The sequence below is a fragment of the Micromonospora sp. WMMD736 genome, from assembly GCF_049179015.1.
In the GTDB taxonomy this organism is placed as follows: Bacteria; Actinomycetota; Actinomycetes; order Mycobacteriales; family Micromonosporaceae; genus Micromonospora.
The window spans coordinates 4,034,158-4,053,430 of record NZ_JBMHMI010000001.1 but is presented as its reverse complement, the minus strand read 5'-3'; the positions used below and the strand labels follow the sequence as shown (position 1 = coordinate 4,053,430).

The 19,273-nt window shown below is 71.9% G+C and carries 18 protein-coding genes; 12 read left to right on the top strand and 6 right to left on the bottom strand.

Annotation, left to right across the window (positions count from 1 at the left end; genetic code table 11):
• The first annotated feature begins 59 nt into the window (after positions 1-59).
• From lysS to ACN269_RS18040, 3 genes are all read left to right on the top strand, one after another.
• Positions 60-1,568, top strand: a complete 1,509-nt coding sequence (gene lysS / locus ACN269_RS18050) for a lysine--tRNA ligase (RefSeq protein WP_421473537.1) — start codon at positions 60-62, stop codon at positions 1,566-1,568.
• Between the two features lie 112 nt (positions 1,569-1,680).
• Positions 1,681-2,025 carry a histone-like nucleoid-structuring protein Lsr2 gene (locus ACN269_RS18045; protein WP_355051005.1) on the top strand — a complete coding sequence of 115 codons (345 nt, stop codon included), beginning with the start codon at positions 1,681-1,683 and terminating at the stop codon, positions 2,023-2,025.
• A gap of 501 nt (positions 2,026-2,526) precedes the next feature.
• Positions 2,527-5,070: an ATP-dependent Clp protease ATP-binding subunit gene (locus tag ACN269_RS18040; protein ID WP_421473536.1), complete on the top strand. Its 2,544-nt coding sequence runs from the start codon at positions 2,527-2,529 to the stop codon at positions 5,068-5,070.
• 508 nt (positions 5,071-5,578) lie between these two features.
• On the opposite strand, the gene ACN269_RS18035 is transcribed toward ACN269_RS18040, so the two are convergent.
• On the bottom strand, positions 5,579-6,490 hold the full coding sequence (locus tag ACN269_RS18035; RefSeq protein WP_421473535.1) for an A/G-specific adenine glycosylase: 912 nt from the start codon (positions 6,488-6,490) through the stop codon (positions 5,579-5,581).
• A 96-nt stretch (positions 6,491-6,586) separates the two neighbouring features.
• Here ACN269_RS18035 and ACN269_RS18030 point away from each other — a divergent pair, with 96 nt between their 5' ends.
• From ACN269_RS18030 to ACN269_RS18020, 3 genes are all read left to right on the top strand, one after another.
• On the top strand, positions 6,587-7,099 hold the full coding sequence (locus tag ACN269_RS18030; RefSeq protein WP_421473534.1) for a glycine cleavage system protein R: 513 nt from the start codon (positions 6,587-6,589) through the stop codon (positions 7,097-7,099).
• Positions 7,096-7,668, top strand: a complete 573-nt coding sequence (locus ACN269_RS18025; RefSeq protein WP_421473533.1) for a peptide deformylase — start codon at positions 7,096-7,098, stop codon at positions 7,666-7,668. The genes ACN269_RS18030 and ACN269_RS18025 overlap by 4 nt, the downstream gene beginning before the upstream one ends.
• Before the next feature lie 106 nt (positions 7,669-7,774).
• A complete protein-coding gene (locus tag ACN269_RS18020; protein ID WP_421473532.1) occupies positions 7,775-8,527 on the top strand; it encodes a hypothetical protein in 753 nt (250 codons plus the stop codon).
• A gap of 33 nt (positions 8,528-8,560) precedes the next feature.
• Here the strand turns inward: ACN269_RS18020 and disA are convergent, their stop codons facing one another.
• The 4 genes from disA to ACN269_RS18000 form a co-directional block, all read right to left on the bottom strand.
• Positions 8,561-9,742, bottom strand: a complete 1,182-nt coding sequence (gene disA / locus ACN269_RS18015) for a DNA integrity scanning diadenylate cyclase DisA (protein WP_421473531.1) — start codon at positions 9,740-9,742, stop codon at positions 8,561-8,563.
• 131 nt (positions 9,743-9,873) lie between these two features.
• Positions 9,874-11,331, bottom strand: coding sequence for a DNA repair protein RadA (gene radA, locus ACN269_RS18010; protein WP_421473530.1), 1,458 nt, complete (start codon positions 11,329-11,331; stop codon positions 9,874-9,876).
• An 85-nt stretch (positions 11,332-11,416) separates the two neighbouring features.
• Positions 11,417-12,211, bottom strand: coding sequence for a hypothetical protein (locus ACN269_RS18005; protein ID WP_421473529.1), 795 nt, complete (start codon positions 12,209-12,211; stop codon positions 11,417-11,419).
• A 138-nt stretch (positions 12,212-12,349) separates the two neighbouring features.
• Positions 12,350-13,189: a UbiA family prenyltransferase gene (locus ACN269_RS18000; RefSeq protein WP_421473528.1), complete on the bottom strand. Its 840-nt coding sequence runs from the start codon at positions 13,187-13,189 to the stop codon at positions 12,350-12,352.
• A 46-nt stretch (positions 13,190-13,235) separates the two neighbouring features.
• Between ACN269_RS18000 and ACN269_RS17995 the strand changes: the two genes are divergently transcribed.
• The 4 genes from ACN269_RS17995 to ACN269_RS17980 all read left to right on the top strand — a co-directional run bounded on the left by ACN269_RS17995 (position 13,236) and on the right by ACN269_RS17980 (position 17,013).
• Positions 13,236-13,997 (top strand): class I SAM-dependent methyltransferase, encoded by a 762-nt coding sequence (locus ACN269_RS17995; RefSeq protein WP_421473527.1) that lies wholly within the window; start codon positions 13,236-13,238, stop codon positions 13,995-13,997.
• A gap of 41 nt (positions 13,998-14,038) precedes the next feature.
• Entirely contained in the window at positions 14,039-15,205 is a 1,167-nt protein-coding gene (locus ACN269_RS17990; RefSeq protein ID WP_421473526.1) for an acyl-CoA dehydrogenase family protein, read from the top strand.
• 79 nt (positions 15,206-15,284) lie between these two features.
• Positions 15,285-16,343: a type III polyketide synthase gene (locus tag ACN269_RS17985; RefSeq protein ID WP_421473525.1), complete on the top strand. Its 1,059-nt coding sequence runs from the start codon at positions 15,285-15,287 to the stop codon at positions 16,341-16,343.
• 31 nt (positions 16,344-16,374) lie between these two features.
• A complete protein-coding gene (locus ACN269_RS17980) occupies positions 16,375-17,013 on the top strand; it encodes a hypothetical protein (RefSeq protein ID WP_421473524.1) in 639 nt (212 codons plus the stop codon).
• A gap of 11 nt (positions 17,014-17,024) precedes the next feature.
• Here the strand turns inward: ACN269_RS17980 and ACN269_RS17975 are convergent, their stop codons facing one another.
• On the bottom strand, positions 17,025-17,702 hold the full coding sequence (locus ACN269_RS17975; RefSeq protein ID WP_421473523.1) for a hypothetical protein: 678 nt from the start codon (positions 17,700-17,702) through the stop codon (positions 17,025-17,027).
• Between the two features lie 329 nt (positions 17,703-18,031).
• Here ACN269_RS17975 and ACN269_RS17970 point away from each other — a divergent pair, with 329 nt between their 5' ends.
• Positions 18,032-18,517, top strand: coding sequence for a CarD family transcriptional regulator (locus ACN269_RS17970; protein WP_007073334.1), 486 nt, complete (start codon positions 18,032-18,034; stop codon positions 18,515-18,517).
• Between the two features lie 56 nt (positions 18,518-18,573).
• A complete protein-coding gene (gene ispD, locus ACN269_RS17965; protein WP_421473522.1) occupies positions 18,574-19,269 on the top strand; it encodes a 2-C-methyl-D-erythritol 4-phosphate cytidylyltransferase in 696 nt (231 codons plus the stop codon).
• Positions 19,270-19,273 lie beyond the last annotated feature (4 nt).

Here is a 19,273-nt window from a genome sequence, read left to right as displayed (position 1 = left end):
GGAGCGCTTGAGTACGCTCGGGCCTGACCCCTGAATCTCCCGTGACGAGGAAGCGTGCCGTGAGCGAGCAGAACGCCGTGCCAGTGGACCCCGCCGACGACCTTCCCGAGCAGATGAAGGTCCGCCGGGAGAAGCGGGACCGGATGCTCGCCGAGGGCGTCGAGCCCTACCCGGTCGGTTTCCCGCGCACCACCACGCTGGCCGAGATCCGGACCCGCTACGCCGAGCTGCCCACCGACACCGCCACCGGCGACGAGGTCTCGGTCACCGGCCGGGTGATCTTCGTACGCAACACGGGAAAGCTCTGCTTCGCGATCCTGCGGGACGGCGACGGCACCGAGCTGCAGGCCATGCTCTCCCTCGACCGGGTCGGCGCGGAGCGGCTGGAGGCCTGGAAGCGCCTCGTCGACCTGGGTGACCACGTCGGCGTGACCGGCGAGGTGATCACCAGCCGCCGGGGTGAGCTGTCGGTGCTGGCGCAGCGGTGGGAGATGACCGCCAAGGCGCTGCGGCCGTTGCCGGTGGCACACAAGCCGCTCTCCGAGGAGGCGCGGGTCCGGCAGCGCTACGTGGACCTGATCGTCCGCCCGCAGGCCCGGCAGATGGTCCGTACCCGCGCGGCGACGGTACGCAGCCTGCGCGATTCACTGCACGGTCAGGGTTTCATCGAGGTGGAAACTCCGATGCTGCAACTCCTGCATGGTGGCGCGACCGCCCGACCGTTCGTGACCCACAGCAATGCGTTGAGCACCGATCTGTATCTGCGAATCGCTCCGGAACTGTTTTTGAAGCGCGCCGTCGTGGGTGGGGTGGACCGCGTCTTCGAGATCAACCGTAACTTCCGTAATGAGGGTGTCGACTCTTCGCACTCGCCGGAGTTCGCGATGCTGGAGACGTACCAGGCGTACGGGGACTACGACACGATCGGTGAGTTGACCCGTAATCTCGTGCAACAGGCGGCGATCGCGGTGAGCGGCTCGACGGTGGTGACCCACGCCGACGGGCGGGAGTTCGACCTGGGCGGCGAGTGGCGATCGGTACCCCTGTTCGGGGTCCTTTCCGAGGCGCTCGGCGAGGAGGTCACGGTCCGTACCGAACGCTCCCGGCTGGTCGAGTACGCGGACAAGGTGGGATTGGCCGTGGATCCGAAGTGGGGTCCGGGCAAGCTGGCCGAGGAGTTGTTCGAGGAACTGGTCGTGCCCAGCCTCCAGGCGCCCACCTTCGTGCGGGACTACCCGGAGGAGACCAGCCCGCTCACCCGGGCGCACCGCAGCGAGCCGGGGCTCGCCGAGAAGTGGGACCTCTACGTTCTCGGTTTCGAGCTGGGCACCGGGTACTCCGAGCTGATCGACCCCGTGGTGCAGCGGGAACGACTGGTCGCGCAGGCGCAGCTCGGGGCCCGGGGCGACGACGAGGCGATGCGTCTCGACGAGGACTTTCTCCGGGCCATGGAGTACGGAATGCCGCCCGCCGGGGGTATGGGAATGGGAATCGACCGCCTGTTGATGGCCCTGACCGGCCTCGGAATTCGGGAAACGATCCTCTTCCCGTTGGTCCGCCCGGAGTAGTCGTCCGCCGACTCCGAGCGAGTCGTAACGGCATCCTATTGACGGGGCGAGCAGCACGGGGGTTATTGTGCTCTCGTTAGCAGGAGCGCCCTGCTCGAAAGGAATGTGGGACGTGGCCAAGCAGATCATTCACAAGCTGGTCGATGACCTGGACGGCGGGGACGCGGACGAGACCGTCAAGTTCGCGCTCGACGGCGTTCAGTACGAGATCGACCTGTCCGGTGCCAACGCCGCGAAATTGCGCGACGTATTCGCGCCGTACGTCGGAGCCGGCACCAAGGTGGGTCGCGGTGGCGTGGTGATCGGTGGGCGGGCCGCCCGCGGTCGTGGTGGCGCCACCGCCGACCGGGAGCAGAACAAGGCGATCCGGGACTGGGCCAAGAAGGCCGGCAAGGACATCTCGGACCGCGGTCGTATTCCGCAGGAGATCGTCGACGAGTTCCACGCCAAGCGCTGATCTCGTTCAGCGCAGCGGTGGCGACGACCACCGCGGGGCGACACCGACGCCGGGCCGGAGCATTCTCCGGGCCGGCGTCGCCGTCTTTCCACCCCGTCGGGCCGGATGCGGGGGTCGGGTCGCGGGCGGGAATGCCGGGCGCGGCGGGCGACGTTGTCCACAGGCGGTGGAGAAGTTTTCCACAACCTGTGGATGGCCGTCCGGAACCCCCGCTGGACCTCGCCGGGCCTCTCTGGGCCTCTCCGGAGGCGGCTGAGGGCTTCTCCGTGGTCGACCGGATTTCGCTCTACGCGTAGCGACAGGGGTACCGGAACACCTCCTGAGCGCGGACGGTTGTGCAAAACGACGTGGAACCGACCCGGACCGGAGAGACACGACCTCAGCTGAGTCGGTCAGCGACGATAGAGTAAGGAGGCACGGACGCCCGTCCCGGACGTTCGTGCACCGGCCCCGCCAAGATCTTGACCATCAAGGCGCACGGCACGTGAGGAGCACGAGGGCATGTTCGAGCGGTTCACCGACCGAGCGCGACGGGTTGTCGTCCTGGCCCAAGAAGAGGCCCGGATGCTCAACCACAACTACATCGGTACGGAACACATCCTGCTGGGCCTCATCCACGAGGGTGAGGGCGTCGCCGCCAAGGCTCTGGAGAGCCTCGGCATCTCCCTGGAGGGCGTCCGCCAGCAGGTCGAGGAGATCATCGGCCAGGGTCAGCAGGCGCCGAGCGGGCACATCCCGTTCACGCCGCGGGCCAAGAAGGTGCTGGAGCTGTCGCTGCGCGAGGCGCTGCAGCTCGGCCACAACTACATCGGCACCGAGCACATCCTGCTCGGGCTGATCCGTGAGGGCGAGGGCGTCGCCGCCCAGGTGCTGGTCAAGCTCGGCGCCGACCTCAACCGGGTCCGCCAGCAGGTGATCCAGCTGCTCTCCGGCTACCAGGGCAAGGAGCCCGCCGCGGCGGGTGCCGCGCCGGGTGAGGCCGCGCCGTCGACCAGCCTCGTGCTGGACCAGTTCGGCCGCAACCTGACCCAGGCCGCCCGCGAGGGCAAGCTCGACCCGGTCATCGGGCGCGAGAAGGAAATCGAGCGGGTCATGCAGGTGCTCTCCCGCCGTACCAAGAACAACCCGGTCCTGATCGGTGAGCCCGGCGTCGGTAAGACCGCCGTGGTGGAGGGCCTCTCCCAGAAGATCATCAAGGGCGAGGTGCCCGAGACGCTCAAGGACAAGCAGCTCTACACGCTCGACCTGGGTGCGCTCGTGGCCGGTTCCCGCTACCGCGGTGACTTCGAGGAGCGCCTCAAGAAGGTGCTCAAGGAGATCCGCACCCGCGGCGACATCATCCTGTTCATCGACGAGATCCACACCCTGGTGGGTGCGGGTGCCGCCGAGGGCGCGATCGACGCCGCGAGCATCCTCAAGCCGATGCTGGCCCGTGGTGAGCTGCAGACCATCGGCGCCACCACGCTCGACGAATACCGCAAGCACCTGGAGAAGGACGCCGCTCTCGAGCGCCGGTTCCAGCCGATCCAGGTGGGTGAGCCGTCGCTGGCGCACACCATCGAGATCCTCAAGGGCCTGCGGGACCGTTACGAGGCGCACCACCGCGTCAGCATCACCGACGCCGCTCTCGTGGCCGCCGCGACGCTTGCCGACCGGTATATCTCGGACCGCTTCCTGCCGGACAAGGCGATCGACCTGATCGACGAGGCCGGTGCCCGGATGCGCATCCGCCGGATGACCGCGCCGCCAGACCTGCGTGACTTCGACGAGCGCATCGCCCAGGTGCGCCGCGACAAGGAGTCCGCGATCGACGCGCAGGACTTCGAGCGCGCCGCCCAGCTGCGCGACAAGGAGAAGCAGCTCCTCGGTCAGAAGGCGCAGCGGGAGAAGGAGTGGAAGGCCGGTGACCTGGACGTCGTCAGCGAGGTCGACGACGAGCAGATCGCCGAGGTGCTCGGCAACTGGACCGGTATCCCGGTCTACAAGCTGACCGAGGAGGAGACCTCGCGCCTGCTGCGCATGGAGGACGAGCTGCACAAGCGCGTCATCGGCCAGGAGGACGCGGTCAAGGCGGTCTCGAAGGCGATCCGGCGTACCCGGGCCGGCCTGAAGGACCCGAAGCGCCCGTCCGGCTCGTTCATCTTCGCCGGCCCGTCCGGTGTGGGTAAGACCGAGCTGTCCAAGGCGCTCGCCGAGTTCCTCTTCGGCAGCGAGGACGCCCTCATCCAGCTGGACATGTCCGAGTTCCACGACCGGTACACGGTGTCCCGCCTCGTGGGTGCCCCTCCCGGCTACGTCGGTTACGACGAGGGCGGGCAGCTGACCGAGAAGGTGCGTCGTCGCCCGTTCTCGGTGGTCCTCTTCGACGAGATCGAGAAGGCCCACCCGGACGTGTTCAACACGCTCCTGCAGATCCTGGAGGACGGTCGGCTCACCGACGGTCAGGGCCGGATCGTGGACTTCAAGAACACGGTCATCATCCTGACCACCAACCTGGGCACCCGCGACGTCGCCAAGGCGGTGTCGCTGGGCTTCCAGGCCTCGGAGGACTCCGAGTCCAACTACGACCGGATGAAGCAGAAGGTCAACGACGAGCTCAAGCAGCACTTCCGGCCTGAGTTCCTCAACCGGATCGACGACACCATCGTCTTCCACCAGCTGCGCCAGAACGAGATCCTCTCGATCGTGGACATCATGATCCAGCGGATCGAGACGCAGCTGCGCAACAAGGACATGGGTCTGGAGCTGACCGACAACGCCAAGAAGTACCTGGCGGCCAAGGGCTTCGACCCGGTGCTCGGTGCCCGTCCGCTTCGTCGCACGATCCAGCGCGACATCGAGGACAACCTCTCCGAGCGGATCCTGTTCAACGAGCTGACCCCCGGTCAGATCGTCGTGGTGGACTGCGAGGGCGACCCGAACGACATCGACAAGTCCAAGCTCGTCTTCCGGGGCGCGGAGAAGCCGGTCGAGGTTCCGGACGCCGTTCCGGCTGACCTCGGTGGCACCGCCGCCGGCACCGCCGCAGCGGGCGCCGACGAGTAGCACGACCAGCAGTAACCAGGGGCGGGGCCCCGGCGGCGCAAGCCACCGGGGCCCCGCCTCTTTCTGCACGCCCCTCCAACGGGCACCCGCCACCCGGCGCCGCCCGCGGCGCGGTGCGCGCACAGCCCGCCTGGGCGGCCCGCGACGTCGTGTGGCGCACGGCGTGCCTGGGCGGCCCGCGACGTCGTGTGTGCCCATGGGCCGCCTGTGCGGCCCGCGACGTCGTGCGCGCACCCGGCTCGCCTGGGCGGCCCGCAAGGTGGTGCCCGCACACAGGGCTCGCTGGGCGGCCCGCGACGTCGAATCCGCCGGCCCTGTCACGCAGGTTCGGGGAAACTGCTGCCTCCCGGTGTTCGGAGGCAGCAGTTTCCCCGATGTTGCGCGGTGGGCCGGCCCGGAGCGCTGGCAAAATCGCGCAGCATCCTGGATGTAGTGGCATCCGGCGGGGCCGACACCACTACATCCAGGATCGAGCGTGATCTGACGGCCGAGCGTGGGGTGTGGCGGGTCAGGTGGCCAGGTCGGCGGTGGGGATCGACGGGCCGTCGCCGGTGAGCCGGAACTGATCGGCACCGACCGGCTCCACCAGCCCGTCCTGCACCAGGCCGGCCAACGCGCGGGCGCGCTGCACGTCGTCGGTCCACACCTGGTCGAGGCGCTGGTGCGGGACCGGCCCGGTGCTCTCCCGGAGCACCCCGAGAAGCAGCCCGCGTACCTGCCGGTCGGTGCCCGCGTACCGCTGGGGGCGGCGGGTGGGGCCGGTCGGTGGCTCCTGCCCGGAGGCCCGCCAGGCACAGACCGACTCGACCGGGCAGGCCGTGCAGCGCGGTGCGCGGGCCGTGCAGAGCACGGCGCCGAGCTCCATGAAGGCGGCGCTGGCCAGCGCGGCGGCGGCCGGCTCCAAGGGCAGCAGCTCCTCGGTGGCGACCAGGTCGGCCGGGCGGGTGACCGGGCCGGCGTCCGGCTCACCGGCCACGGCGCGACAGACCACCCGTCGGACGTTGGTGTCGACCACCGGGTGGCGCTGCCCGAAGGCGAACGCCGCGACCGCGCGTGCCGTGTAGGTGCCCACGCCGGGCAGCGCCAGCAGCTGTTCCAGCCGGTCGGGCACCTGGCCGCCGTGCCGGTCCACGATGGCCACTGCGCACTCCCGCAGCCGGACCGCGCGACGCGGATAGCCGAGCCGCCCCCACATGCGGATCGCCTCGGCCGGGGTGTCCGCCGCCAACGCCGCCGGGTCGGGCCAGCGGGCCAGCCAGGCGTGCCAGGCCGGCACCACCCGGACCACCGGCGTCTGCTGGAGCATGACCTCACTGACCAGGATGGCCCACGGGGTCACGTCGGGGTCCCGCCACGGCAGGTCACGGGCGTGCTGCTGGAACCAACGGCTGACCAGTGCGGCGAAATCGGGTTGAGTCATGGCATCGTCGATGATGTCACGCGGTGCGGTCCCGCTGGTTGGGCGGCCCGGGCCGGGTGTCACCGTGCTGGTGGGCGGATCGGGCAGAATGCGCGGATGAACGAGCTCGCGATCACCGTCATCGGCCGGGACCGGCCGGGCATCGTGGCCGACGTCGCCGAGGTGCTGGCCCGGCTGGGCGCGAACCTCACCGACAGCACGATGACCCGGTTGCGGGGGCATTTCGCGATGACCCTCATCTGCACCGGCCCGGCCGCCGCCGAGGTGGAGGCGGCGTTGGCGCCGCTGGCGGCCGAGGGGCAACTTCTGGCGACCGTACGCGCGGTGACGCCGGACGGTGCGGTGGCGCCGGCCGGTGAGCCGTACGTGCTGGCGGTGCACGGATCGGATCGGATGGGCATCGTGGCGGCGATGACCCGGGTGCTGGTGGACGCCGGTGGCAACGTCACCGACCTGAGCACCCGACTGGCCGGTTCCCTCTACGTGGTGTTGGCCGAGGTCGAGCTGCCGGCGGGGGTCGTCGAGGCGCTGACCGAACGGCTGCACCGGACGGCCGCCGAGGTGGGGGTCGAGGTCACCCTCCGGCCGGCAGACCCGGATCTGCTGTGAGCGACGGGCGGGGCGGGGCGTACGCCGGTCTGGGGGATTGGACGCCGGAGTCGCTGGCGGTGGCGGGTGAGGTGCGGGCTGTCGTGTCGGCCCCGCACCCGGTGCTGAGCCGCGCCGGAGGCGACGTCGATCCCACCGCCGAGGAGATCGTTCGGTTGGCCGCCGACCTGGTCGCCACGATGCGGGTCTCGCCGGGCTGCGTGGGCCTGGCGGCGCCGCAGGTCGGAGTGGGCGCCCGGGTCTTCGCCGTGGACGTGACCGGCCACCCGAAGGCGGTCACCGTGCACGGCACCTTCGTGCTCTGCAACGCCCGGGTGGTCGAGGCGACCCGATGGAAGCCGGGTCGGGAGGGCTGCATGTCCGTGCCGGACCTGACCGGCGATGTGAAGCGGGCGAGTCGGCTCGTCGTGGAGGGTGACCTGCCGGGCACGGGGGCCGCGGTCCGACTGGTGACGGACGGCTTCGAGGCGCGGGCTCTACAGCATGAGATCGACCACTGCGAGGGTCTGCTCTTTCTGGACCGGGTGGCCGGCGCGCACGCGGTCTACCAGCGCAAGGTCTATCTCTGAGCGGGCGGCCGTCGGTCCTCAGTGGACGTTCGACGCGCTGCCCCGCTGACGCTCCGGCGCGTCGTGACCCGCCGGTGGGTGCGGCGCGACTACGGTGGGGGGCATCATGCGTCTGACGGTCGGCCCCCTGCCACCCGCCGTGTACTGGCGGCGTCGCGCCGTCGTATTCGGAGCGGGGCTTCTTTTCCTGATTGTCCTGCTCTACTCCTGCACCGGCTCGGATCGCTCCGGCGGTCACCCACGGGCCGGCTCGACCTCGACTCCGACGTCGAGCCCGGGGGCGGTGGGGCCGGTGCTGACCCCGCAGTCGGGGGCTCCGTCGGGGTCCGGGTCGCCGGCACCGAGTGCCACGGAGCGGTCCGCGGATCCGAATGCCACGAACGCGAACGGCACGGATCCCGGCTCCGGGGCCACCACCAACGACCTGCCGCCCGACTCGGCCGCCGGGTCGGCCGACGAGGGCATCTGCACCGACGCGGAGATCAGCGTGACGTCGGTGGTGCGCCCCAGTTCGGCACAGCGCGGTGCGGTGGTCGACCTGCAACTGAAGATCAAGAACACGTCGGACCGTACGTGCAGCCGTAACGTCGGCGCCGACCTGCAGGAGATCTTCGTCAAGGCCGGTGCCGAGAAGGTGTGGTCGTCCGACACCTGCGGCAAGGCCCGGGGTTCCGAGGTGCAGTCGTTCACACCCGGGTTCGAGCGCTCTTACCAGGTGGGCTGGAACGGGCGGGACACCAGCCGGTGCGACGGCGTGGGACTGGCCGCGGGGCCGTTCGCGCCAGCGGGGACGTACCAGGTGTTCGCCCGGGTCGGCACCAAGTACAGCGAGCCCGCAAAGCTCACGATCACCGGCTGAGTCGGCACTCCGGCCAGCCGGATCGGCGGCGGATCAGACGTACCGCTCGAGGATGGATGCCTCCGCGAGCCGGGACAGGCCCTCGCGGACGCCCCGGGCACGGGCGTCGCCCACGCCCTCGACGGCCTGCAGGTCCTCCACGGTCGCGCCCAGCAGTCGCTGGAGGCTGCCGAAGTGCAGCACCAGGCGGTCGACCACGGCCACCGGCAGGCGCGGAACCTTGGCCAGCAGCCGGAAGCCGCGCGGGCTGACAGCGGCATCCAGCGCGTCAGATGCGGACGGGTAGCCGATCGCCTTGGCGACCGACACCAGGTCGATCAGCTCGGTGGCGCCCAGCAGATCCAGCTCCACCAGCGCCTCGTCCAGGGTGCGGGACTTACGGCCGACGGGCAGGTAGTCCCGGATGACGAGCGTGCGGTCGGCGTCGACGCCGGCCATCAGCTCGTCGAGTTGAAGAGCGAGCAGTCGACCGTCGGTGCCCAGCTCGACGACGTAACCGGCGATCTCGTCGGCGATCCGGCGGACCATCTCCAGCCGCTGCACCACCGCCACCGCGTCCCGCACCGTGACCAGGTCTTCGATCTCGAGCGCGGAGAGCGTGCCGGAGACCTCGTCCAACCGCAGCTTGTAGCGCTCGAGAGTGGCCAGCGCCTGGTTGGCCCGGGAGAGGATCGCGGCCGAGTCGTCGAGGACGTGCCGCTGACCGTTGACGTAGAGGCTGATGATCCGCATCGACTGGCTCACCGAGATCACCGGGTAGCCGGTCTGCCGGGCGACCCGCTCGGCGGTGCGGTGCCGGGTGCCGGACTCCTCCGTCGGGATGGACGGGTCGGGCATCAGGTGCACGGCGGCCCGGACGATGCGGGTGCCGTCACTGGACAGCACCACGGCGCCGTCCATCTTGCACAGCTCGCGGACCCGGGTCGCGGAGAACTCGACGTCCAGCGGAAAGCCGCCGGTGCAGAGGCCCTCGACGACCTTGTCGTAGCCGAGCACGATGAGCGCGCCGGTGCGACCCCGCAGGATGCGCTCCAACCCGTCGCGCAGCGCGGTGCCGGGCGCCATGAGGGCGAGATTTGCCCGCAGCGGATCGCCGGCGCCCCCGGCAGCGGCGGTCACGCTCACGCTGATCGGGCGGGCCGGCGAGCCCACGTTGCCGGTGCGGGCCTGGGGCGGCGCTCCGGCAGGCTTGGTGGTATCGCGGTCGATCGGCACGGGCACAGTCTACGGACTGCCGTGCGGTGGGTGCTGTCGTGGTTACTGTGATGTGTCACGATGCCGCCCTTCGAACCGTTTCCACTTGCGGCGATGCTGTCCGTTATCGCCGTTGGCGTCGGCACGCTGAGTCACTCGGCGGACGCGCGGGCCGCATGGTGCAGGGCGGAGCGCACGTCAGTGACCTCGGTCACCCGCATCTGTTCGGGGCCCGCGCCGGTGCTGGCGGGGCCACAACCCGGCGGAACCAGCGCCACCCTGAACCCCAGGCGGGCGGCCTCGGCGAGCCGGCGCGGCACCGCACCGACCCGGCGCACCTCGCCGGTCAACCCCACCTCGCCGATCGCCACGAGGTGCGGCGCGATCGCCAGGTTGAGCCCACCCGAGGCGACCGCCAGCGCGACGGCCAGGTCGGCCGCCGGCTCCACCACCCGGATGCCGCCGACGGTGGCCGCGAACACCTCCCGGTCGTGCAGGGTCAACCGCTCGGTACGCCGTTGCAGGACCGCGAGCACCATGGCCAGGCGGGCCGAGTCGAGGCCCGAGACGGTACGGCGGGGAGAGCCGGCCACCGTTGCGCCGATCAGCGCCTGTACCTCCGTGACGAGCGCCCGCCGCCCCTCCATGGCCACGGTCACACAGGTGCCGGGCACTGGTTCGGAGTAGCGGGTGAGGAACAGCCCGGACGGGTCGGCCAGGCTGCTGATGCCGCCCTCGTGCATCTCGAAGCAGCCCACCTCGTCGGCTGCCCCGAACCGGTTCTTGACGCCGCGCACGAGCCGTAGCGAGGAGTGCTTGTCGCCCTCGAAGTGCAGCACCACGTCGACCAGGTGCTCCAGCACGCGGGGGCCGGCCACCTGGCCGTCCTTGGTGACGTGCCCGACCAGCACGGTCGCGATGCCCCGCTCCTTGGCGACCGAGACCAGCGCGGCGGTGACCGCGCGGACCTGGGTCACGCCACCCGGCACACCCTCGGTGCCGGTGGTCGAGATGGTCTGCACCGAGTCGAGCACCAGCAGGCCCGGTTTGACCGCGTCGAGGTGCCCGAGCACCGACGCCAGGTCGCTCTCGGCCGCCAGGTAGAGCTGGTCGTGCAGGGTGCCCATCCGCTCGGCGCGCAGCCGGACCTGACTGACCGACTCTTCCCCGCTGACCACCAGCGACGGGCTGCCGGCGCCCAGCGCCCACTGCTGCGCCACGTCGAGCAGAAGGGTCGACTTGCCCACGCCGGGCTCGCCGGCGAGCAGCACGACCGCCCCGGGCACCAGGCCGCCACCGAGCACCCGGTCCAGCTCGCTCACCCCGGTCGGCCGGGCACGGGCCGGAGCCGCGCTGATGGTGGCGATCGGTCGGGCGGGCTCGGTCGGCATCCGCGAGCTGACCACCCGACCGGAGACGGTCGGCCCGGTCACCGTCGACTCCACCACCGAACCCCACTCGCCGCACTCCGGGCAGCGACCCACCCACTTGGGCGGCTGGTGCCCGCAGGCGTCGCACTCGTACGCCGGGCGCGGCTCGCGGGTGGCGGACCGGGCGCGGGGCGCACCGGCCGCGCCGCCACGGCCGGAGGTCGATCGGGAGGTGGTCACATCAGGACGCTAGCCCCCTCGTACGACGAAAACACCCCGGCGTGGTGGTTCCCACGCCGGGGTGTCCGGTGCTCGATGATCGCGGTCACTCGTGGGTGGTGCCGCCCTCGTTGCCCTCGTAGCCGCCCTCGCGCTCGATGATCGGCGAGGCGGGGGCCGCCGGTGTGAGCGGCACCGCGATCGGCGCGGGACCGGTGACGGTGTTGCCGTTGCCGAAGTCGAAGGTCACCATGACGTTCTGGCCGGAACGCAGCGCCTCGGTCAGGCCGACGAGCCGAAGCTGCGAGGTGGCCTCCGAGTTGAGCTGGAGGTAGCTCAGCGGAGCCAGCTCGATGCGAGCGGGCTGACCCGGCGCGGCGGGGCTGGCGGAGCCCGATGCCCGCGCCGACTCCGGGGCGGACGGGGTCGCCGACGACGAGCCGCTCTCGGACGGGGTCGCGGACGGACTGGCCGAGCCGGACTCACGGGTCGACGGGCTAGCCGAACCCGATGGGCTCGCCGAGCCCGACGGGGTGGCGGAAGCCGACTCCGCGGCGGACGGCGTCGGGCTGGCCGAGCCACCCGAGATCAGCACCTCGCGGGCGCTCTGGGTGGTGACGGTGACCGTCACGGTGCTCTTCGAGTCGTTGTAGATCACCGCGTTGAGCAGGGCGTCCTGGCCGGCCTGGTAACCCTCGGTGCCGGGGTAGACCACCAGCAGGCCGCGCACCGAGTAGGCGCCGTTGGGGGTCGTGAGGTTGACGCCCTGGACCGACGGCTCCTTCAGAGCCGTCTCGGCGATCTGGCCAGCGCCGCAGCCGGACGCGAGCAGGCTGGTGGCCGCCGCGATCCCGGACAGCAGCAGGGCCGCCCGCCGGGATCGGTTGATCGAGCGCGTCACGTCGGTCCTCCTCGTTACGATCCCCACCCGGGCGCACGCCGGGGGAGGTGGCCATACCCGCGCAGACCGCGCTCCAGGGTAGTTGGAGCTGATCGAGGCCCGCACGGGGACCCGGCAATGCCACCCTCCGGGGTGCCCTCACACCACCCGACCGCTCGCCACCAGCAGCGCGACGTCGATGAGGGCCACCAGCATCACCGCTCGGAAGGCAGCCACCGGCCGCCGGCCGGCTTGGGCCGCCGAGCGCCCGGCGTACCAGCTCAGTGGCGGCACGGCCGCGGCCGTGCCGACCGCCGCGAGCCCGAGGATCGACGGCGGCCCGGGCGGTCCCAGGACCAGGACGGCGGTCGCGGCGAGGAGCAGCCCCGCCGCCGCCACCCGGCTGCCCGCCGCGCCGAGGCGGTGCGGCAGGCCGCGTACGCCGGTGCGGGCGTCGTCGGCGAGGTCGGGCAGCACGTTGGCGAAGTGCGCGCCGGCCCCGAGGCAGGCCGCCGCCGTCAGCAGCCAGAGCGGTGGGGGCGGTTCGCCGGGCAGGGCCAGCACGACGAAGCCGGGCAGCGCGCCGAAGGAGACGGCGTACGGCACGACCGAGAAGACGGTGGCCTTGAGCGGCCAGTCGTAGAGCAGCGCGGAGACCAGGGCGACCGTGAGCCAGAGGGCCGCCCGGGGGTTCGTGGTCAGCGCCAGCAGCGGGCAGGCCAGCGCGGCCACCACCGCGGCCCAGGCCGTGACGCGCCGGCCCACCGCGCCGGCGGCGACCGGCTTGTCGGTACGCCCCACCGTGGCGTCCCGCTCGGCGTCCAACGCGTCGTTGGTCCAGCCGACCGCGAGTTGGCTGGCGAGGACGGCGAGCACCACGGAGACGATTCCGGTCAGCCGGTGCCCCACTCCCCAGGCCAGCAGTCCGGACACTGTGGTCACTGCGGCGGCAGGTTCCGGATGGCTCGCCCTGACCAGCCCTAACACCCTCGACGACATAAGGGAAGTCTGGTCGTTACCGAGCAGTCGTGCCACGCTCGGAGCCATGCGAGACGTGGCGTCGACCGCTCAGCGGGTGCTGCCGCGCAACGACCCGCGCCAGTACGACGACCTGGCGGGCGAGTGGTGGCGGCCGGATGGCGCCTTCGCGATGCTGCACTGGCTGGCCGAGGCCCGCGCGGCGCTCGTACCGCCGGCGAGGGGTCCGGGCGCGGTCCTGGTCGATCTGGGCTGCGGCGCCGGTCTGCTCGCGCCGCACCTGGTCGGCAAGGGCTACCGGCACGTCGGGGTGGACCTGACCCGTTCGGCGCTGGTCCAGGCCGCCGGGCACGGCGTGCGCGTCGTGCAGGGCGATGCGACGGCGGTGCCGCTGCCCGACGGCTGCGCCGACGTGGTCTCCGCCGGTGAGCTGCTGGAACATGTGCCGGACTGGCCGCGTGCGGTGGCCGAGGCGTGCCGGCTGCTGCGCCCCGGTGGGCTGCTGGTGCTGGACACGCTCAACGACACGGCGCTGGCCCGACTGGTCGCGGTGCGGATCGCCGAGCGGCTGCCGACGGTGCCGCGCGGCATCCACGATCCACGGTTGTTCGTGGACGCCCGGACGTTGGTGGCCGAGTGCGCCCGGCACGGTGTCGAGCTGCGCCTACGCGGGATCCGACCGCAGGTCGGAGGGCTGCTCGCCTGGCTGGTGCGGCGGGCCCGCGCGGCACGGACGCCGGGTGCGCCGTCGACCGGCCGCGCGCCGCGCATCGTGCCGACCCGGTCCACGGCCGTGCTGTACCAGGGCCAGGGGGTCCGCAGAGGATAGTCGGCTCGTGGCGGGGTATGGGACGCCGAGGAGGGAGCGATATGACGGTGCACGCGCTTGAGGCGGCCCGCAGGTTGACGCCACGGTTCGCCGCGCGGGCGGCTCAGCACGACCGGGACGGCTCCTTCCCGGCCGAGGACTTCCGTGACCTGCGGGAGGCCGGTCTCTTCGGGTTGATGGTCCCGCGCGCGCTCGGTGGCCTGGGGGCGAGTTTCGCGGAGTACACCGCGGTCGCCACCGAGCTGGCCCGGGGCAACGGCGCGACGGCGCTGGTGTTCAACATGCACGCCTCGGTGACCGGCGCGCTGGGTGCGGTCACCGAGGAGCTGGCCGAGGCTCTGGGCGTGTCGGACGAGGCGCTGGCCGCCCGGGACCGGCTGCTCACCGCCGCCGCCCAGGGCGCCTGGTACGGCGTGGCGATGAGCGAGCGGGGCACCGGTGCCCGCCTCTCGCAGTTGAGCACGGTCTACGAGCCGACCGACGGCGGTTGGCACCTCAAGGGCAGCAAGACCTTCTGCTCCGGGGCGGGGCACGCCGACGGCTACCTGGTGGCCGCGCGCAGCGCCACCGACCAGTCGACGGTGTCGCAGTTCCTGGTGCCGGCCGGTGCCGGTCTGAGCGTCGAGCCGACCTGGGACGCCCTCGGCATGCGGGCCACCTCGTCGCACGACCTGCACCTGGACGTCACCGTGCCGGGCGACCGGCTGCTCGGTGGGGTGGAGGGGTTGGCCCTCGTGATCGCCCAGCTCATGCCGCACTGGCTGGTGGCCAGCTACGCGGCCGTCTACGTGGGGGTGGCGCGGGCGGCCATCGACGCGGCGGCCGAGCACCTCAACGCCCGCAACCTGGCCGGCCTGCCGGCGGTGCGCTCGCGGCTGGGTCGGGCGGACGCGGCGACGGCCGCTGCCGAGCTGGCGGTGGCGGAGGCGGCCCGCCGGGTGGACGACGAGCCGGGTGACGCGGAGACCAACCGCTGGGTGTGGCGGGCGAAGCTGCTGGCCGGGACCACGGCCGCCGAGGTGGCGGCGTCGATGCTGGAGGCGGCGGGCACGTCGGCGACCCGGCGTGGCCATCCGTTGGAGCGGCTCTACCGGGATGCCCGCTGCGGCTCGCTGCACCCGGCCACGTCGGACGTCTGCGCCGACTGGCTGGGCATCGCCGCGCTGGGCGGGGATCCGGACCGCGACGGATCGGCACCGCGTTGGTGAGCGGGTGTCGCGGGAAAGGTAAGAGGCCGGCCGAGGTGGCCGGTGGGACGGCCAGGGGGAGGAGCGCGTTTGACGAGAGGTGGGGATCGTGTCCGTACCAGTGATCGCGGGGCTCGGGACAGCGCAGCCGCCGTCCGCTTCGCAGGACGAGCTGTGGGAGGGCTTCTTCTCCCGGCACTTCACCGGCAGCACCCGGGCGTTGGCCGAACGGATCTTCGCGAACTCGGGGGTGACCCGGCGGCAGGCCGCGGTCAACCCGTTGCTCGAGGACGTCTCGGACTGGCCGACCGAGCGCCGCATGCGTCGCTACCAGGTGGAGGCGCTGCCGCTGGGCAAGGAGGCGGTGGGGCGTGCGTTGACCGCCGCCGGCCTGGACGCCGGCGACGTCGGCCTGTTCATCGTCTGCTCCTGCACCGGGTACGCCACTCCGGGGCTGGACATCCTGCTCGCCCGTGACCTGGGCATGGCGGCGGACACGCAGCGCATGTTCGTCGGCCACATGGGCTGCTACGCGGCGCTACCCGGGCTGGGCGCGGCGAGTGACTTCGTCACCGCCCGGGGCCGGCCGGCGCTGCTGCTCTGCGCGGAGCTGACCAGCCTGCACATCCAGCCGTCCACGGCCCGGGTGGACACTCAGCAGATCATCTCGCACGCGCTCTTCTCGGACGCCGCCGTCGCCGCCGTGGTGGTGCCTGGCGGCCGGGGGTACGCGTTGCGCGAGGTCGCCTCGGTGACCGACACCTCGACGGCCGACCACATGACCTGGGACGTCACCGACGCGGGCTTCCGGATGGGGTTGTCGTCGAAGGTCCCGCAGGTCCTCTCCCGGCACGTGCGCGGCCTGGTCGACGACCTGTTGGCCCGGCATGGCGGCACCATCTCCGAGGTGGACGGTTGGGCCGTGCACCCGGGCGGGCCGCGGATCCTCAACGTGGTCGAGCGGGAGTTGGCCCTGCCGCCGGAGGCGTTGGCCGCGTCCCGGGCGACGCTCGACGAGCACGGCAACTGCTCGTCGCCGACGGTGCTGCTGATTCTGGACCGGCTCGCTCGTTCGACGCCGCCGCCCCGACGGGTGGTCATGCTGGCGTTCGGTCCGGGTCTCACCCTGTACGCCGTCCTGCTGGATCGACAGGAGTGAACGAGGACGACCCGGCCGGTACGCTCCCCGTATGAGTGCGGCGGGGGACGACCGGCTGCGGTCGGCGGTGCTGGTCGGTATGGCCCTGGGCGCGCTGGCGGTCGGCGGCTGGTGGTGGCGTGCCGCCGCACCCGCCCCGGTGGCCGGGCCGGTGCGTCCACCCGCCAGCACGCCCAGCGTCAGCACCGAAATGGATCGCGTCCTGGCCCGTGTCGAGCCCGAGGCGCGGGTGACGGTGCGGATCGATGCGGAGACGGGCGAGGCCGTCGAGGTGCGCAGCGATCGGCGGGTCGTTGTCGACCCGGAGACCGGCGAGGTCGCCGACCTCGATGCCGACGTGGGGGTTCTCGTTCCCGGGAGCGATCTGCCCTCGTTCCGCAGCACGATCTGGCGCGAGCAGCGGGAGCTGACGCCCGGCGAGGCGCGGACCCGGCAGGCGTCCGACGACGGCTCCCGCTTCCTGCTCCAGTACCGGTGCACCCGACCGGGCACGCTGGCGGTGACGAGCACCGGGGCCGAGATCGCCGGCCCGCCGCGCATCGACTGCGACGGCACGCTCGCCTCCGCCCGGGTGTTGCCCGGCGGCGGCCCGTTCCGGGTGTCGCTGTCGGCCGTCGGCGACCGGCCGATCGACGTCGAGGCGCAGCTCGTCGCGCTGCCCCCGTCGTAGGGGCTGTCCGCTCAGCGGGCCAGGGCGGTCAGGTCGTCCTGGTACGCGTCGACCGGCCCGACAGCGGGCAGCACCCGGGTCACCACGCCGGCTCGGTCGACCAGCAGCGCGTTGGCGGCGCCCGGGCCCAGGAACGAGCGCAGACCGCCAGCGGGGTCGGCCAGCGCACGGACGCCGTCGACGGGTGGTGCGGTCGTGACGGCTCTGCCTTCGGTGACGGTGACCACCGTGACGCCGACGGGTGCTGCCGTCGCGGCTTCGACGACGACGTCGGGGCAGCCGCAGTCGTCCACGAGGATGATCATGGCGGGCAGCAGGCCGCGGAGCGGCACGGGCGCCTGCTCGGCGTCGACGAGGTCCAGCGCGGGCAGCGCCTGGCCGGTCAGGGACACCGGTGGCGGTGAGGGCGCCGGAGTGGGCCGGTCGGTGCCCCGGCCTGCGCGGGGCCAGGTCACGGCGAGCAGGCCGGTCAGAGTGGTGAGCACCGCCACCAGCAGGACGAGCAGCGGCAGGGCGAGCACCCGGCGTGCGGGTTGCCGGCCGGCGGCCCGGCGTAGCTCACGGCGCACCTGGGCGGCCTCGCTGGCGAGGGCGGAGGCGTCGTCGGGGACGACGATGCGGCCCCACTCGGGTGGTAGGTCGGGCAGGCCGTCGGATGGACCGTGGCCCTCTGCGTCCGGCTTGCCCATCGGACCCCCCAGGAAGCGTCTCGAGAGCGGAGTGTGGCTCGGACTCCAGGGTCCCGCACCGGGGGCACGTCCCGCTACATCTGGGCGCGGTCTCGCACGCCGGGATACCATGGGAGGAGCGCATAGCCCTTGATCTCGACGTTTCGTTCACTCGTATCGGGAAGTCATCCGATCGTCACGGAGCGTGTTTGAACCATCGGTTTGACCGCCTGTCAAGCTGAAGAAAGACCTCTCACAGGGCCCCTGAGCTGCGCCAACGGTCAGGACATCGGTGAGACATCGTTGCCTGAGCGTGTTACCCTAGACACAGCGAAAGGGGTTTCGAACCTATGGTTTTCAGTGTCGGCGAGACCGTTGTTTACCCCCACCACGGGGCCGCACTCATCGAGGCAATCGAGACTCGGGTCATCAAGGGCGAGCCTAAGCAATATCTCGTCCTGAGGGTCGCGCAGGGTGACCTGACGGTCCGGGTGCCGGCTGAGAACGCCGAGATCGTGGGCGTTCGTGAGGTGGTCGGCGAAGAGGGCCTCGGTAAGGTCTTCGACGTTCTCCGGGCTCCGCACACCGAGGAGCCGACCAACTGGTCGCGGCGTTACAAGGCCAACCTGGAAAAGCTGGCCTCCGGCAATCCGCTCAAAGTCGCCGAGGTCGTGCGTGACCTGTGGCGTCGGGAGCGGGAGCGGGGCCTGTCCGCAGGCGAGAAGCGGATGCTGGCCAAGGCCCGCGACATTCTCGTCGGCGAGGTCGCGCTGGCTGAGAAGAGCACCAAGGACGAGGCGGAGACGCTGCTCGACAAGGTCCTCACCGAGGCCTAGTCCGCACAGCATCGTCGTACCCACTTCGTAGCGAAGAAACCACCGAGGACCGCGACGTGACCGCGCAGCTCAACCCGCGCGGTGACGTCGCGGTCCTCGTGCCTGCGGCCGGTGCTGGCGTACGCCTCGGTCCCGGCCGACCCAAGGCGCTGCGCCTGCTCGCCGGAGAACCGCTGCTGGTGCACGCCGTGCGCCGGCTCGCCGCTGCGGCGTCGGTCCACACGATCGTGGTGGCCGCGCCCGCGGCCGAGGTGACGGGCGTCCGTGCGCTGCTGGCACCGGTCGCGCCGGTGACCGTGGTAGCCGGTGGCGCCGAACGACAGGCCTCCGTCGCCGCCGCGCTCGCGGCCGTGCCGGCCGGCCCGACGATCGTCCTGGTGCACGACGCCGCCCGCGCGCTGACCCCACCCGAGTTGGTCGAGTCGGTTGCCGCCGCGGTCCGGGGCGGCCAGGCGGCGGTGATCCCGGTCCTGCCGGTCGTCGACACGATCAAGGAGGTCGACGCCGACGAGGTGGTGCTGGGAACCGTCGACCGATCCGCCCTGCGCGCGGTGCAGACCCCGCAGGGCTTCCGCCGGTCCGTGCTGGCCGCCGCGCACGCCGCCGCGGGTGATCCACTCACCGACGACGCCGGCCTGGTCGAGAAGCAGGGCGTGGCGGTGGCCTGTGTGCCCGGTTCGGAGTACGCGCTGAAGATCACCCGCCCGTTCGACCTGGCCCTGGCGGAGCACCTGCTCGCCGCCGGCGGCTGACGCG